General features: G+C 63.7%; 12 protein-coding genes. 4 read left to right on the top strand and 8 right to left on the bottom strand.

Going from position 1 to position 16,126, the window contains the following annotated elements; translation table 11 throughout:
- The first annotated feature begins 469 nt into the window (after positions 1–469).
- A complete protein-coding gene (locus tag ACREXZ_RS14305; protein WP_431764737.1) occupies positions 470–802 on the top strand; it encodes a DUF4148 domain-containing protein in 333 nt (110 codons plus the stop codon).
- Between the two features lie 193 nt (positions 803–995).
- On the opposite strand, the gene ACREXZ_RS14300 is transcribed toward ACREXZ_RS14305, so the two are convergent.
- Positions 996–2,066, bottom strand: coding sequence for a purine-nucleoside phosphorylase (locus ACREXZ_RS14300; RefSeq protein ID WP_431764736.1), 1,071 nt, complete (start codon positions 2,064–2,066; stop codon positions 996–998).
- Positions 2,067–2,364: 298 nt separating this feature from the next.
- On the opposite strand from ACREXZ_RS14300, the gene ACREXZ_RS14295 reads away from it, so the two are divergent.
- Positions 2,365–3,345, top strand: a complete 981-nt coding sequence (locus ACREXZ_RS14295) for an aldo/keto reductase (RefSeq protein ID WP_431764735.1) — start codon at positions 2,365–2,367, stop codon at positions 3,343–3,345.
- Positions 3,346–3,350: 5 nt separating this feature from the next.
- Positions 3,351–4,352: a LysR family transcriptional regulator gene (locus ACREXZ_RS14290; protein ID WP_431764734.1), complete on the top strand. Its 1,002-nt coding sequence runs from the start codon at positions 3,351–3,353 to the stop codon at positions 4,350–4,352.
- 29 nt (positions 4,353–4,381) lie between these two features.
- Here the strand turns inward: ACREXZ_RS14290 and ACREXZ_RS14285 are convergent, their stop codons facing one another.
- From ACREXZ_RS14285 to ACREXZ_RS14265, 5 genes are all read right to left on the bottom strand, one after another.
- Positions 4,382–5,209 carry an oxidoreductase gene (locus tag ACREXZ_RS14285; protein ID WP_431764733.1) on the bottom strand — a complete coding sequence of 276 codons (828 nt, stop codon included), beginning with the start codon at positions 5,207–5,209 and terminating at the stop codon, positions 4,382–4,384.
- A 229-nt stretch (positions 5,210–5,438) separates the two neighbouring features.
- Entirely contained in the window at positions 5,439–6,269 is an 831-nt protein-coding gene (locus tag ACREXZ_RS14280; RefSeq protein ID WP_431764732.1) for a hypothetical protein, read from the bottom strand.
- A gap of 73 nt (positions 6,270–6,342) precedes the next feature.
- Positions 6,343–6,807, bottom strand: a complete 465-nt coding sequence (locus ACREXZ_RS14275) for a hypothetical protein (RefSeq protein WP_431764731.1) — start codon at positions 6,805–6,807, stop codon at positions 6,343–6,345.
- 330 nt (positions 6,808–7,137) lie between these two features.
- The gene (locus tag ACREXZ_RS14270; RefSeq protein ID WP_431764730.1) at positions 7,138–8,058 is read right to left on the bottom strand and encodes a cation diffusion facilitator family transporter; all 921 of its coding nucleotides are present in this window, start codon (positions 8,056–8,058) and stop codon (positions 7,138–7,140) included.
- A gap of 72 nt (positions 8,059–8,130) precedes the next feature.
- On the bottom strand, positions 8,131–12,981 hold the full coding sequence (locus ACREXZ_RS14265; RefSeq protein WP_431764729.1) for an NAD-glutamate dehydrogenase: 4,851 nt from the start codon (positions 12,979–12,981) through the stop codon (positions 8,131–8,133).
- 469 nt (positions 12,982–13,450) lie between these two features.
- On the opposite strand from ACREXZ_RS14265, the gene ACREXZ_RS14260 reads away from it, so the two are divergent.
- Positions 13,451–14,776: an acetate kinase gene (locus tag ACREXZ_RS14260; RefSeq protein WP_431764728.1), complete on the top strand. Its 1,326-nt coding sequence runs from the start codon at positions 13,451–13,453 to the stop codon at positions 14,774–14,776.
- 29 nt (positions 14,777–14,805) lie between these two features.
- Here ACREXZ_RS14260 and ACREXZ_RS14255 read toward each other — a convergent pair whose 3' ends face one another.
- Entirely contained in the window at positions 14,806–15,420 is a 615-nt protein-coding gene (locus tag ACREXZ_RS14255; RefSeq protein WP_431764727.1) for a hypothetical protein, read from the bottom strand.
- A gap of 8 nt (positions 15,421–15,428) precedes the next feature.
- Positions 15,429–16,124 (bottom strand): C39 family peptidase, encoded by a 696-nt coding sequence (locus ACREXZ_RS14250; protein ID WP_431764726.1) that lies wholly within the window; start codon positions 16,122–16,124, stop codon positions 15,429–15,431.
- Between the last annotated feature and the right edge of the window lie 2 nt (positions 16,125–16,126).

Below are 16,126 nucleotides of genomic sequence, written 5' to 3'. Positions count from 1 at the left end.
CCGCGGGGTGGGCGGGCCCCGTGTCACTCCGGTTTGCGACGCGAGGGACGATCTCGTCTCGGACCACTACCGTGTCAGTGCGAGGACGACACTTAGGTGCGGGCCATCTCGGGCTACGCGCGGAAAGGACCTGGTAACGTCTCGAGCGGCTTTCTTTGCCTCCTTTCTTTGCCGCGGCAAAGAAAGGAGGTGCCGCCCCGCACAGGGGCAACGCCTGCGCCGCGAGGCGCAAATTAGCACCCGCCCACCAGGGCAAACAGCCAAAAAGCAAACCCAACACCACCGCCCACGGCAATAAAAAAAAACTAAAAACCTTATACAGAACAAGGAAAAAGCGATTTCGATTGTTCCACCCCACCAACAATTCATTTCGCGAATCCGCGATTTATCAAAACCAGTTCAAAGCATAAATTTCACCCTGCCGCAGCGCCAACCCTTCGGCGCCGCAATCGAATCACAGGAGTGAATCATGAAACGCCATCTCGTCGCCGGTCTGCTTCTCTCGATGCTCGCGAGCACCGCTGCCTTCGCAGGCGGTGGCGGCGGCATCGGCCGCGCAGGCACCTACAACGATTATTCGTGGGCCCACATCGATACGCAGCACGCTAAAACACGCGCCGAAGTCCACGCCGAACTCGTGCAGGCCTATCGCGACGGCTCGCTGCCCGCACTCAGCCGCAACAGCTATCCGGACAAGAGCCTCATCGCTCGCACGCAAGCCGAACGTCTCGCGATCCAGTCAAACGACGAAGACGCAACCCGCCTCGCACGCGACCAGAAGCAACCGGTAAGCGACCAATAAGCGCTCACCATTCACCCATACCACGCGTGTCCAGCATCCATCCGCCTGCCGGACACGCCTCTCTCACAAGGAGCCTGCCATGAATCCGTCCGAACTCGACGATTGGTCCACCGATGCCCCGGTGTGGACGCCCTATCGCGCCCACTGAGGCGCCCACCAAGACGCCCACTGAAGCACCGGCGGTACAGCGAGGTTAGCGGCGCGGCACACCGTCGCGCCACTCGCTCCAGTGCGTAACGATGTCCTGCACGAGCGGATTGCCCGCACGGTACAGGTTGTCGACGGCGATCGAGAAACCGCCCTGCGCCGCGTAGTTCAGCAGATTGTCCGCGCTCGTCTGGCCGTCGTACGGCCGGTCGAAATCGGACCCCGAACGCAGCACCGCAACACGATTCAGGTCGACGCGGTTGACGCTCGCCGCACGCTTCAACGCTTCATACGTGGCGTTGTCTTCCTGCTGCGTCGTGCAGTACACGCCCTTGCCGTCGGTCAGGATTTTCGTCCAGTCGCGGGCGCGCTGGCCGAGGTCGGTACCCGACCACCACGTGTCGCCAGCAAGCGTGTCGCATTGAATGACCTTTGGCGACTGGTTCGCGGGCGCATACGAGAACTTCGCACGCGCCGCTTGCGCCTGTGCGTTGTCTTCGAGCGTGACGTTGCGCGACAGCGCGAACGCGGCATCGGCGAGCTTTGTGTTCAGCTGGAATACTTCGGTGCGATAGTCGAGCGGCGGCTTCTGCGTCGGGCTCGTCGTGTTGATGCCGAGGTAGCCGGTGGTCCAGCCCGGCGGAATTTCGCGGCCATCGAGTTCCCATTGAATACCGAAATCGACCAGCCACTTCGCCCACGCCGCGGAGCCCAAGGTGCCCTGCTGCGGATCGATACCCGCGATGCCGGCCACCATGAAGTATGTATGCCGCAGATCGAAGCGCGGCGAGAACGTCAGCGCCATCGTCGACGTCGCAGCGTTAGCATGACCCATGCCGGTCGTCATCACGCAGATGTCCTGCTTGTTGCAGCTGATCGTCGGGTAATCCGGCGACAGCCCCGCGACGGTAATCTTCTCCCACGGCCCAAGATGGTCGAGCCACACCTGCCCTTCCGGGGCAAACATCGAGATGATCATCACTTTGACGTGACGGCCGTGCGACGAGTCGCCTTGGGCAAAGCTGTCGCCGTCATCCGCATTCGCGGAGAGCGGCGAAACGGCCGCGCACGCGGCCAGCATCAACGCAGGGACAACACTGAAGGTACGGGTCAGCATAATGGGGCCTTCCTTTGTTCTATGTCGCGTTGGGAGGAACTGCCTGATGTGCTGCGGGTGCAGCAGGACGCCGGCACGCGTCTCGACGCTGCTGACCGCAGACGAAGTGAAGCGGTACAAGTATAAGTGCAGCGATTTTTTTTGCCACCCGACATTCGCGTGCAATCTGCGTCATTATCAAATCTGCCTCAGCAATCTATGCGCGCCGGCTTGTCAATTCCGGCGCCCGGATTTCTATAATCGAACGCTCGCCTTTGCTTGCCTTTCCCTCCAGCACGTTTCGACAGGAGCAGCACAAATGGACTACATCAAACTCGGCCGCACCGGCCTCGACGTCTCGCGGCTGTGTCTCGGCTGTATGAGCTATGGCGCGCCGGACCAGGGCACGCACGCATGGTCGCTCGACGAAGAGCAGGCCCGCCCGTTCATCAAGCAGGCACTCGACCACGGCATCAACTTCTTCGACACCGCCAACGTCTACTCGGCGGGCACGAGCGAGGAGATCGTCGGACGCGCGCTGAAGGACATGGCGCGCCGCGACGAGATCGTGCTCGCCACCAAGGTCTTCAACCGGATGCATCCAGGCCCGAACGGCGCGGGCCTGTCGCGCAAGGCGATCTTCGCGGAGATCGACGCGAGCCTGCGGCGTCTCGGCACCGATTACGTCGATCTCTACCAGATCCACCGCTGGGACTACGACACGCCGATCGAGGAAACAATGGAAGCGCTGCACGACGTCGTGAAGGCGGGCAAGGCGCGCTACATCGGCGCGTCGTCGATGTACGCGTGGCAGTTCTCGAAGGCGCTGCATGTCGCGGAGCGGCACGGCTGGACGCGCTTCGTCACGATGCAGAACTACGTGAACCTGCTGTATCGCGAGGAAGAACGCGAGATGCTGCCGCTGTGCGAAAGCGAAGGCATCGGCGTGATTCCGTGGAGCCCGCTTGCGCGCGGACGTCTCACGCGCGACTGGGACACCACGAGCGCGCGCTCGGAGACCGACGAGTTCGGTCGCACGCTGTATCAACAGACGGGCGACGCGGATCGTCGCATCGTCGAGCGGGTCGGCGAGATTGCGGCGGCCCGCGGCGTGCCGCGCGCGCAGGTCGCGCTCGCGTGGGTGCTGCAGAAGAAGCCGATCAGCGCGCCGATCGTCGGAGCAACGAAGCCGCAGCATCTGGACGATGCGGTGGCCGCGCTGTCGCTCGAACTGACCGCCGAAGAAATCGCGAAGCTCGAAGAGCTGTACGTGCCGCACGCGGTCACTGGCTTCAAGTAAGCGCTATGGAACCGGATGCACTCGACGGGCTCGGCGTCTTCGTGCGTGTCGCCGAAGCGCGTAGCTTCACGGCGGCAGCGATCGCGATGGGCGTCACGCCGTCCGCGATCAGTCACACGATCCGCCAGCTCGAAAATCGCCTCGACGTGCGGCTATTCAATCGCACGACGCGCAGCGTCAGCCTCACCGAGGCCGGCGCCGCGTTTCTCGCGCGCATCCAGCCGCTTGTCAGCGAACTGAGTAACGCGGTCGAAGATGTTGCGGGGTCATCCGGCAAGCCGGCCGGCATCGTGCGGCTGAACGTGCCGCGCACCGCCAGCATCGTGCTGCTCGAACCGCTGCTGCGCGAATTCCTCGATGCGCATCCGGACATCGGCCTCGACATTACGCTCGATAACGGACTCACCGACGTCGTGAGTCAGGGGTTCGACGCGGGCATCCGCTTCGGCGATGTGCTCGAGAAGGACATGATGGCGGTACCGCTGCAGCCGGATCTGCGCGTCGCGATCGTCGCGTCGCCAGACTATCTCGCGCGACGCGGTGTCCCCGACCATCCATTCGCATTGCGCGAACACGATTGCGTGCACTTCCGGATGGGCAGCACCGGCACGCTGTACCGCTGGGAATTCGAGCGCGGCGGCGAGAGTGTGCAGATCGAAGTCGGCGGACGGCTCACGACGAACGATTCGCTGGTGGTCCTGCAGGCAGCGCTCGACGGCGTCGGCATCGCGTATCTGTTCGACCGCTACGTGGAGCGTTTTATCCGTTCGGGGCAACTGGTGCGCGTGCTCGAAGAGTGGAGCCCGACGGCCGGGCTCTACCTGTACTACTTCAATCGCAGCAGCATGCCGCCGAAACTGCGCGTGCTGATCGACTTCCTGAAGGACGCGCTCGCGCGGCCGAAGCCCGCGCGGCACGCGTTGTCCGCGTTGCGCACGACGTCGCCCGTGCCGACGGAAATACCCGCGTCGAAGCGTGCGCCCGCACGCAAGCGGCCGGCACGCTGAACTCCTACCCGCGTACCGGCCGCCCCCGTTCAATCGAAATCGGTGCTGGCCGACACCGGCGCCCACTTCATCACTTCAGCCTGCAGCGCGCCGAGCTTCTGCCCGACGAACAGCAGCGCATCCTTGCCAAGCAGCAGATGCAGCGGCGGCTCCGGTGCGTCGACTGCACCGATGATCGCATCGGCGGCCTTGCGCGGATCGCCGGGCTGACGGCCGCTCATCTCCTGGCGGCGTTTGCGCGCAGCGCCCACGGTCGAGTCGTAGTCGTCGATCGGGTTCTCGATGCGCGTCATCGACGCACCCGCCCATTGCGTGCGAAAACCGCCCGGTTCGACGAGCGTCACCTTGATGCCGAGCGGCGCAATCTCCTTCGCCAGCGACTCGGAAATGCCTTCGAGCGCGAACTTGCTGCCGTGATACAGGCCAAGGCCCGGAAACGTCGTGATGCCGCCCATCGACGACACGTTGACGATATGTCCGGCGCGCCGTTTGCGCATATACGGCAGCACTGCCTGAATCGCCGTGATCGGGCCGAACACGTTGACCTCGAACTGGTGACGCGCCTGATCGAGCGTCACTTCCTCGACGGCGCCTTCGAGCCCGAAGCCCGCGTTGTTGACGAGCACGTCGATGCCGCCAATGCGCGCTTCGGCGGCGTCGATCGCGCGGTGCACCGCTGCCTCGTCGGTGACGTCGACGACGACGCCGAACGAACGGTCTGGTGCCAGCGCGTCGAATGCGGCGGCGCCGGCGTCGTTGCGGAAGGTGCCGACGACGCGTTCGCCGCGCTCGACAAGACGTTCGGCGAGCGCGCGGCCAAAGCCGCTGCTGACGCCGGTGATGAACCATGTACGCATGAAAGGCTCCTGCAGTTGAATGCGAAACAAGTAGCGGGAAACCGACGGCGCTTCACCGTCGATCTGTGCTCCATTATTCGCATCGCCCATCGCCGCATCAACCGCCTCGCGTGCAATGCCCTATTGAGATTCGCTAACAAATCCGGTCATCCGAAGACGCGACAGAGACGCTACTTCATTGCGGCCAGCGCTTCGGCCCGGATACTGCTTTGCGGCGAGGTGCAATCCTTCATTGAGTCCTGGTCTGCGGACAGGCCTCACGCGCGGCCTGAAGCCCATCGGCATAAGCCGCTTCAAACACGCTGGTCTTCATGTTCGCACCGAATTGCGCCTGCAGCCGCGCCCTCGACCATTTACCGTTTCCTGCCGCTGCCGCCAGCAAGTCGAATGCAATCGCCTGCGACGGGTCCTGCGCATTGAATCTCCCCGAGCTGTAGTTCGTGGCAAGCAATCCGGCTGCGAGCGGATCACATTGCCCGGCCGCATCCTTCAGATGATCCAACGCATCATCCTTCCAGCGCTTGACATCGGGACTATCCGGATCGGTTTCCGCTGACGGAATTTCTCCCGTTCCATCGGGTCCCTCCAGAAAGAAGTCGACCTGCGCGCCCGCCTGACCGGTTCGTGCGGCCAGTGCGAGAAATTGAAGGCGCTCCTGAACTTCAGCGGGCGTAACCGCCGCACATAGATGCGCCTGATCGACAGGTACGGCAGATGAAGCACGATCGCCCTGAGTCGAATCGCGTCGTGCGGAACCCGCGGCACAAAGCGACTCGGCAAGATAGACCTTATAGGCGGCGGCCGCGTCACCGAGGCGCGCGGCGCCTTCGTACCGGGCAACGTACTGCGCGACAGTTTTGCCGCCCAGATCGACTATACGGCCGCTGCTGCCCGTCAAGGACGGTCGCGCCTGGTTAGCCGTTCCTGTTGCAGCCGACGGCTCGAGCTGCGAGAAAACCGAGGTACCGCCCTCGCCGGTTCGCAAGCCGGGGGCTGACACAGCGGCCGGCACCATCGGCGCCGGCCCACGGGCGGTGTAATAGACAGTGGCCAGGACCATACTCGTGAATCCTGCCGCGGCGAGGAGTGCACGCTTCTTATTCATGAGAATGGCCTGACCTTGCGCGCGTCGCTTACTGCCAGAGATAACAGTACGTTTCGCTGCTCTCGAGATTGTTGCCCAGCGCGGGCTGCGACAGGTCGCGGGTCCAGCCGTTCGGATCGGTCGGCGTCGGCGTGTCGCCACAGTTCGTATGGACCCAGTGGATCCCAACGTCACCGCCCGTGTAGAGTTCCCCGCAGAGTTCGAGTTGATCGCCGACAAGGATCTTGTTCAACGGAGACGGCACGCTAGCCTGGTTTCGTTGATAACCGTTGGCGAAAACGTCGTCCATTGCGACGTCGTACACCTGGCCGTCGGTTCCCTGCAAACTCACGTGCGTGTGATCCAGATAGATGCCATTGAGTTGCGATCCCGGTTTGTATGTGGGCGCAGTTAGAACAGTACCGGTCAGCAAGGTGCCTCCTTGACAGACATCGGCTGCCAGCACGGGAAGGGATGCAACGGACAATGCCAAAGCAAGAAGAATGTTCTTCAATTAAACCCCCTCGAAGGTTGAACGGAATATACGACGTGGAATCCTTTCACATCTTTCGGACGCGACGTGTGCAGTCATATAGCGAGTCGCATTCCTTAAGATTCCGCTCTTGAAGATACAGAAGAGATAATGACCATGGAATGAAATTCCTTGCGGATAAATGCATCCCGCATGCAGTGATTTTTTCTGACGCAGATTTGATTCAGCTTAAAGATGGACAACGCCTCGCCGAAGAGCCAACGGCACGTGAAGAGCAGTCGAAGTGCTGCAGCACCTCGAAATCTCAATCTTTCTCAACACCGGGTTAGTGGCAGGACTAAAGCATCAATCTCATCGATCGGCAGCAGCGACGCGCGGCACGTCCGGTTCGAAAAACACCCATTTAACCTGCGGAAACGTCGCCTGCAGATCGGCTTCGACCACGTTGATCGCATCGACCATCGCGCGGCCGCTCGCGTAATCGATCATCTCGGCCTGCACCGCAACCACGACGTGCTTGCCCCATTGCAGCGTGATCAGGTTGATGATGCTGCGGATCTCGCCGCGCGCGCGCAAATGCGCTTCGATCGCGCGTCGCACTTCCGGGCTCGCCGATTCGCCGATCAGCATCGACTTCACTTCGCGCGCGACGAGCCACGCGATCACCATCAGCAGCACGCCGACGCCGATCGAACCGAGCGCGTCGTACACCGGATTGCCGCTCACCATGGTCGCCAGCACCGCGACGAACGCGATCGCGAGACCTGCTAGCGCCGCAATGTCTTCGCCCGCGACAACCAGCAGATCGGACTCGCGCGTTTCGCGGAACCAGCGCCACATCGATTTGTCGGGGTACTGCTTGCGGATCTCGCGAACCGCGCCCATCAGCGAAAACGTTTCGAGCACGACCGATACGCCGAGCACAACGAGCGCGACGAACGCATGCGACAGCGGTTCGTGCGCGACGAGCCGGTGCAGCCCTTCGTACACCGAGAACGCGCCGCCGACGAAGAACAGCAGCAGCGCGACGATCAGTGAATAGAAGTAGATCGCGCGCCCCGCGCCGAGCGGATGCAGCACGGTTGCGGGACGGCGCGCCTGCCGCAGCCCGAACAGCAGCAGCAACTGGTTGCCGCAATCGGCGGTGGAGTGGATCGCTTCGGCGAACATCGAGCCGGAACCGGTGAACGCCGCGGCCGCGAACTTGCAGACGGCGATGCCGAAGTTGGCAGCGAGTGCGTAGAAAATGGCTTTCGGCGATTCTTCTGTCATCGTCGGACGGTGCGGGCGGTCGTGGAAGGAAACGCCTTTGTATCACAACCGCTCGTGCGCCAAACCATGTTGTCAAGCGCGCTCCAGCACCGCCATGTCGCGCACCACGACGAGCAGCATCGACAGGCTCGCGCCGCCCGATGCACGCAGATCCGCGAGCAGTCGTTCGTAGCGTTCGAGCGCAGCCGCGCGATGTTCGCACCATGCATCGACAAGCGCGTCCGGTGTAGCCGCATGTTCGTCCTGCGCAAGCGCGCTTGCCGTCAACGCTCGCTTGAGCCGCGCGAGTTCGGCGAGCGCCGTGGCGCGCGCGAGCAGGTCCCAGTGCGTCGGTGTCGGCAACGTGGCTGCACGCTCACCGATCCAGCCGTAGTTCAGCCGCGTGCCGAGCGCGAAGTACACACCCGCGACAAGTTCGAGGTCGCGCCCGCTCGTCGCTGCCACTTCGGCGATGTCGAGCAGCGCCGCCGAGTTCTCACCGCTCGCAACCCGCACCGCGAGACCACTGTCGACGCCCGCATCGACAAGTTCGCGCTGTCGCGCCGATAACGCATCGAGATCCTCGTGCGGCAGCAGTGCCGGCCATTGCGGCGCGAGCCGCTGCGCCGCGTCGCGGCATCGTTCGAGCAGATCCGTCACGCCACCATCGCGCACCGCACCGGACAGCAGCTGGCGCAGGAACCATAGCGCCGAGCGTTCGAGCAACCGTGCGACCTCGACGAACATGCGCGCCTGCACGTCGTCCGCGACGCGGTTGTCGAGCGCATCGATGTCGGCCCATACGCGGTCGAGATCGAACACGTCGCGCGCCATCAGACACGCACGCACGATATCGCCCGGCTGCGCGTCGGTCTCCTCCATCAGCCGGTGCACGAACGCACAGCCGACACGATTGACGAGCGCGTTCGTCAGATAGGTCGCGAGAATTTCTCGACGCAGCGGATGGCGCCGCATCGGCTCCGCGAAACGCTGACGCAACGGCTGCGGAAAATAGTCGACCAGCATCCCGCCAACGAGCGGATCTTCCGGCAAGTTCGATTCGAGCAGCGTGTCGTACAGCCACATCTTGCTGTACGCGAGCAGCACTGCGCGCTCCGGCGTCGTGAGGCCGAGCTTCGCGGCCTGGCGCTCGGCGAGTTCGTCGTCGGCAGGCAGAAATTCGATCGCGCGATTGAGCCGGCCCGCGCGTTCGAGCATGCGCATCAGCCGCGCTTCCGCATCGAGCTGTTCGACGCCGTAGCGCCCGGCGATCGATAGCGCCTGGGTCTGATAGTAGTTGTCGTGCAGCACGAGCAGGCCCACTTCGTCGGTCATTTCCGCAAGCAATGCGTTGCGTTGCTTCGCGGTCATCTCGCCGTCGGCCACGACGAGGCCGAGCAGAATCTTAATGTTGACCTCATGGTCCGAACAGTCGACACCCGCTGAATTATCGATCGCATCGGTATTGATGCGGCCGCCGCGCTGCGCGTACTCGATACGACCCAGTTGCGTGAGGCCGAGATTGCCGCCCTCGGCGACCACCTTGCAGCGCAGCTCCGCGCCGTTCACACGCACCGCGTCGCTGCTGCGGTCGCCGACCTGCGCATGCGTCTCGCGCGTCGCTTTCACGTAGGTGCCGATGCCGCCGTTGTACAGCAGGTCCACCGGCGCGAGCAGCAGCGCGCGGATCAGATCGTTCGGCGCGAGCGCGGATGCGCCGATGCCGAGCACCGCCTGCATCGCGGGCGACACAGGGATCGTCTTCGCGGTGCGCGGAAACACGCCGCCGCCCGCGGAAATCAGCGCGGGGTCGTAGTCGGCCCAGCTCGAGCGCTCGAGCGCGAACAGCCGGCTTCGCTCGGCGAAACTCGCGGCTGCATCGGGGTTCGGGTCGAGGAAGATGTGCCGGTGATCGAATGCCGCGACGAGCCGGATGTGCGGCGACAGCAGCATGCCGTTGCCGAACACGTCGCCCGACATGTCGCCGACGCCGACCACGGTGAAGTCCGTCGCCTGCGTGTCGACACCCATCTCGCGGAAATGCCGCTTCACCGATTCCCACGCGCCGCGCGCGGTGATCGCCATCTTCTTGTGGTCATAGCCGACCGAGCCGCCCGACGCGAACGCATCGTCGAGCCAGAAGCCGTAGTGCTGCGAGATCGCATTCGCGTAATCAGAGAACGTCGCGGTACCCTTGTCCGCGGCGACCACGAGGTACGGGTCGTCCGCATCGAGGCGCACGACATCCGTGGGCGGCACGATCGCGCCGGCCACTCGGTTGTCGGTCAGATCGAGCAGCCCGCGCAGGAACGTCTGATAGCACGCGATCCCTTCGCGCATCCACGCTTCGCGGTCGCCGGGCGGCGGCGGGTTCTTCACGACGAAACCGCCCTTCGATCCGACCGGCACGATCACGACGTTCTTCACCATCTGCGCTTTCATCAGCCCGAGCACTTCGGTGCGGAAATCCTCGCGACGATCCGACCAGCGCAGGCCGCCGCGCGCAACGCGTCCGCCGCGCAGATGCACGCCTTCGACGCGCGGCGAATACACCCAGATTTCGAACATCGGTTTCGGCTCGGGTAAGCCGGGCACCTTCGATGGATCGAACTTGAACGACAGATACGCTTTCGGTTTTCCCTCTTTGTCGCGTTGATAGTAATTCGTGCGCTGCGTCGCACCGATCACGCCGAGAAACTGCCGCAGAATGCGGTCCTCGTCGAGATTCGGCACCTTGTCGAGTGCGCTTTCGATGTCCTTGTGCAGTTGTGCGGTGCGCGCGTCGCGGACCTGCGGTGTGCCGGTCGTGGCCGGGTTGAAACGCGCGACGAACAGATCGACGAACCCGCGCGCAATCGCCGGATTGCCGGTCAGCGCGCGCTCGATATACGCATCGCTGAACGTCGAACCCACTTGCCGCAGATACTTCGCATACGCGCGCAGGATCGTCACTTCGCGCGCACCGAGATGCGCGCGCAGCACCAGCCGGTTGAAGTCGTCGTTTTCGATCTCGCCGGTCCACACCTGCTCGAACGCGTCCTCGAACAGATCCTTCACGCGCTCGATGTCGAACTCCGCATCGTCCGCGAGTTCGAGCCCGAAGTCGTGAATCCACGCGGGCTTCGCACCAGGCGCTTCGATCAGGTACGGCCGCTCCTCGTCGACGCGCACGCCGAGATGCTCGAGCATCGGTAGACTGCGCGACAGCGCGATCGGCTCGCCGGTCCGGTACACCTTGAAACGGAACGCGCGTGGGCCCGATTCGATCGGTCGATACAGGTTCATCGCGAGCCGCTCGCTGCCCTGCACGCGTTCGATCAGTTCGATGTCGCGTACCGCCGTGCGCGCCGGATAGTCCTCGCGATAGCCGGCGGGAAACGAATCGGCGTAGCGCTGCAGCAGCCGGTTGCCCTGCTCTTCGCCGGACGCATCGAGCAGCGCATCGGCGAGATCGTCCTGCCAGCGGCGCGTGACCTGCACGAGCCGCGCTTCGAGTTCGCGCGTGTCGACCTCGGGCATCGTGCCCGACTGCGCATGCACGACGAAATGAATCCGCGCGAGCGTCGATTCCGACAGGAGCGGGGTGAACTCGACGGTCGCACCGTTGAACGTGTCCGTCAGCAGCGCGGCGATGCGTCGTCGCAGATCGGTGTTGTACTTGTCGCGTGCGACGAACACGAGGCACGACACGAAACGGTCGAAGCGGTCGCGCCGCACGAAAATCCGCGTGCGCTGATGTTCCTGCAATCGCAGCACGCCGAGCGCGACGTCGTAGAGTTCGTCTTCGTCGGCCTGGAACAGCTCGTCGCGCGGCCAGGTTTCGAGCACCGTCACGAGCGACTTGCCGAGATGGCCCTTCGGCAGGAAGCCCGCGCGCCGCACGATGTTCGCGCACTTGCGCCGAACGATCGGAATTTCCGCGCTCGACACCATGTAGGTCGTGGACGTGTACAACCCGATGAAGCGCCGCTCGCCGCGCACGTTGCCGTCTTTGTCCGTGAGTTTCACGCCGACGTAATCGAGGTAGCCCGGCCGGTGCACGGTCGCGCGCGAATTCGCCTTGGTCAGAAAAATCGGCGACGCGCCGCGGATGATTTCAGCCGCGGCCGGCGGCAGCGGTGTGATCTCGGCGGCGCCCGGCTCGCGCAGCGCTTCGCGCAGGATGCCAAGGCCGGAGCCCGGCACGCCGCGCAGGCCGAGGCCGTCGCCATGCGCGACGAGTTCGTAGTCGCGCTGGCCGAGGAACGTGAAGTGATCGGCGGCCATCCATTCGACAAACGCACGCGCCTCGACGCCTTCGGCGCCGGTCTCGCGGGCCTTCATCTCCTTGATCGTCGCGCGCGCCATGTCGACGATCTTCGGCCAGTCTTCGACGGCTGCGCGTACGTCGCCGAGCACATGCGCGATGTCGTCGGATAACGCCGCGAGCCGCGCCGCATCGCCACAGCGGTCCACCTCGAAATGAATGAACGATGTCAGATGCGAGTGCGTGTCGCCCGCCTCCTCGCCGCCCTGCGCGACCCGGGCGATCGTGCCGTCGGTGTTGCGCCACAGCCGGAACACCGGGTGCACGACCGAATGCAGCGCGAGCCCGAGCCGGTTCACCGCCATCGATACCGAGTCGACGAGAAACGGCATGTCGTCGTTGACGATCTCGACAACCGTGTGATCGGAATGCCAGCCATGCTGTTCGAGAATCGGGTTGTACACGCGCAGGCGTTCGGTGCCGGGCGCGAAGCGCTGCGCCGTTTGCCAGTGCGCCATCGCGGCGCCGTAGAGATCCGCGATGCCGCGACTATGCAGGTCGTCCGCGTCGACGAAGTCGTAGTAATGCCGCAGAAAAGGTTCGACGACGCCGAACGCGGGCTCGGGCAACCGGCCTCGTGCGAATTCGACGATGTCGTTGAACAGATGCGCGACAGCATCTTCGTTTTTCGCTTGCATGACGTCCTCCACAGCGGGCGACTATCGATTGCATCGTCGGGATGGGCATTATGCGCCCGGCTCGTGGAAAAGCGATGTGCATCCGCACATCGCTTTTCCACCGACCGCTCGCTGCAACGTTGCACTGCGAAAAATGCCTGAAAACATGATGTGTTCTGTTATGCAGCGATCACAGACGAGGGTTCGCCTGATTGGCGGGCCACGTATGCCGCGATAGTCTTTGAACGTCGTCGACGGGCTGCTTTGCACGCCTCGAAGCGACGTTCGAAATTCCGATCTTCTTAGCGACACACATAGCGACACACGACCGTTCGATGGGTCGCAACGCCAGGCCAGGCACTTACCGATTTCGCCAGTAGACGGCACGTCTCCTGATCGCCCGCTCAGGCCCGGCATCCGTGTCCGCGCAATGTCGCGGCCGGCTTTCTCGTACCGGGGTAAACCTGCAGGCCTCGTCATGGAGACCCCCATGAAGCGCATGCCATCTCGCTGCGTCCGAACGCTGGGCTACACCGCTGTGCTGCTGTTCAACGCGGAAGCGTTCGCGCAGTCGCTGGAAGATCAAACCCCGCAGGAAAACGTCGCGACGCTGCGTCAGGAACTCGACCGGCGCGTGCAGGAACTCGACGCGCTGAAGCGCAGACTCGCCGATCAGGAAGCGGGCCTTGCGCGGTTGAGCCGCGCGCTGGACAGCGGTACGCTGGGGACGTTGCGCGGGGCTGGCGAGGGCGAGCCGTCCGGCAATGCGCCGGCCGCTGGCGCCGCGCAAACGGCACAGCAGTCCGCTCAGCCTGTGCAGCCGTCTCAACCCGTCGGCCAGGCGCCGGTGACCGACAGTGCTCCGCCCGCAGTCGCGCCGATCTTCGATCAGCCCGGCGTGCTCACACCGCGCAACAAGTTCGTGCTGGAGCCATCGTTCCAGTTCAGCTATTCGTCGACGGATCGTGTCGCGCTGGTCGGCTATACGATCATTCCCGCGTTGTTGATCGGACTCATCGACGTGCGAGAGGTCAAGACAACAACGCTCACCGGCGGGCTCGCACTACGCTACGGGATCACGAACCGGATGGAAATGGAACTGCGCGTGCCCTACGTCTATTCGACGAACGACACGGTAAGCCGCGAGATCTTCACGGGCAGCGCGCAGGACAATGTGTTCAGCAGCAACGGACGCGGCATCGGCGACGTCGAGATGACACTGCGCTATCAACTGAACGAGGGCGGCCCCGACAGGTTCTACTACATCGGCTGGTTGCGCTTCAAGACGGCGACCGGCAAGGGTCCCTTCGACGTGGTCACCGATTGCGTGACGCGCTGCGTCGGCAACACGACCGGCACGGGTCTGCCGCTCGAACAGCCGACCGGGTCCGGCTTCTATGCGGTACAGCCGGGGCTCACATGGCTGTTCCCGAGCGACCCCGTCGTGTTCTTCGGCAACTTCAGCTATCTGCACAGCTTCGCGCGCAGCAATCTGAGCCTGACGATTCTCGATGGCGAAAAGGACTTCGTCGGCCGCGTGCAACCGGGCGACATCTGGGGCTTCAATGTCGGCATGGGGCTCGCGCTCAACGAGAAAGCGTCGGTCAGTCTCGGCTACGACCAGAGCATCGTGTTGCCGACCAAACAGAACGGGCAGACTGTACCGGGCTCGGTGCGCGTGATTCTCGGCACGCTGCTGCTCGGCTACTCATACCGGCTCTCGCCGAAGACCACGCTGAATTTCACGATCGGCGCGGGCCTCACACGCGATACGCCGGATCTCACGTTGACGGTGCGCGTGCCGATCTCGTTCTGATGACGGCGGTGCGCTGTCGAGCCGCGCGATCAGTGCGGATGCACCGCGTTTGCGAGCGCGCCGGTCAGCGTCGACATCACGTTCATCCCTTTGAACATCGACAGCGAATTCACCGACGTGTCGATCGTCGTCATCGCCTGGATCTGCTGGTTGTTCAGCGAGTTCTGCAGCACGGAGCCGGTCAGCGCGGGCAACGCGCCGGCCTGCACGACGTTGCCGTGACCGACCTGTACCAGTGCGCCCGCGTTCGCGGCGATCAGCGCCTGGGCCTGCTGCGCGGTAATCGCGCTGACATCGGGGATGTTCACACTGGTTGTCGTGACGAGGTTGCCATTCACGTACGCGACACGCGAAATGCCGAACGACACCTTGAGCCCCGACGGCAAGTCGAAACCGCCGCGCATTGCATCGAGCCGCGCTTCGCCGAGCGCGACGGTTGCGGTGCGAGGGGGCCACTGTGGGTCGTCGGGTGTGCGGGTGGTGTGAGACTGCTCGACAGGTGGCTCCGGTCCGTTGTGCATGACGACAATCTCGCCAGTCGCAACAGCCGGCGAATCGTTCCCGGTCGCGCCCGTGACGAGCGACGACGCCGCGCCGCCCATCACGGCGGCGAAACAGGCCAGCATTCGCATTGCGGTTTTCATGATGGTTCTCAGAAATCGCCCGGACCGAGCTTGGGTATCGTGACGTTATAGAGACTGTCGCGACTGATGCCGGTATACAGCGGCGCAGCAGGCGCGACGCGCCAGTCGCGCGGATCGTTGAACAGCGCCTGCCCCGGTTTGTTGTGGATCACGAAGAACACGTGGTCCTCCCATTTCTCCTCGAAGCTCGCGAGCGGAATCGGCCGCGTGCCGGTCGCCGGATCGCCGACGAGCACACGTCCGTTGCGCAACCCTTTGACGACGACGAAGTGGTGATAGCCATGCTCGGTGATCAGCACGATCGCGGGCGTGTTCGTCTCCGCGAGTTTTTCTAGTGGCAGCTCGTAGCCATCCGCGACGAAACCGTTCGCGTCGAGAAAGCGCCGGATGTCGAGCAGCGAAAAACCCTGCTGACGGATCTTCGCCTGATCGCCGTGCTCGTACATCTGCGCGAACGCGGTCTGTTCGCTGACCGGATAGTCATACTGATAGGTCAGCAGCGTCGCCACCGCCGCGGACCCGCAACTGAAATCGTATTGCTGCTTGATGGTTCGCTTGAAGCGCGCTTCCTTCAGGCTCGTGACGTGCATCGTATAGCCCGCGCCGGCCGCATCGACGACGTCGATCGGGTCGGCCCGTGCGACGCCCGCGAGCAACCCGCACGCAAGCGCGGGAAACATCAGCCGTGCGACGCGCGGATTCATCG

This window comes from Paraburkholderia sp., from assembly GCF_050742655.1.
Taxonomy (GTDB): Bacteria; Pseudomonadota; Gammaproteobacteria; order Burkholderiales; family Burkholderiaceae; genus Paraburkholderia.
The sequence above is the reverse complement of the archived record's forward strand: the minus strand, read 5'-3'. Positions and strand labels throughout refer to the sequence as shown.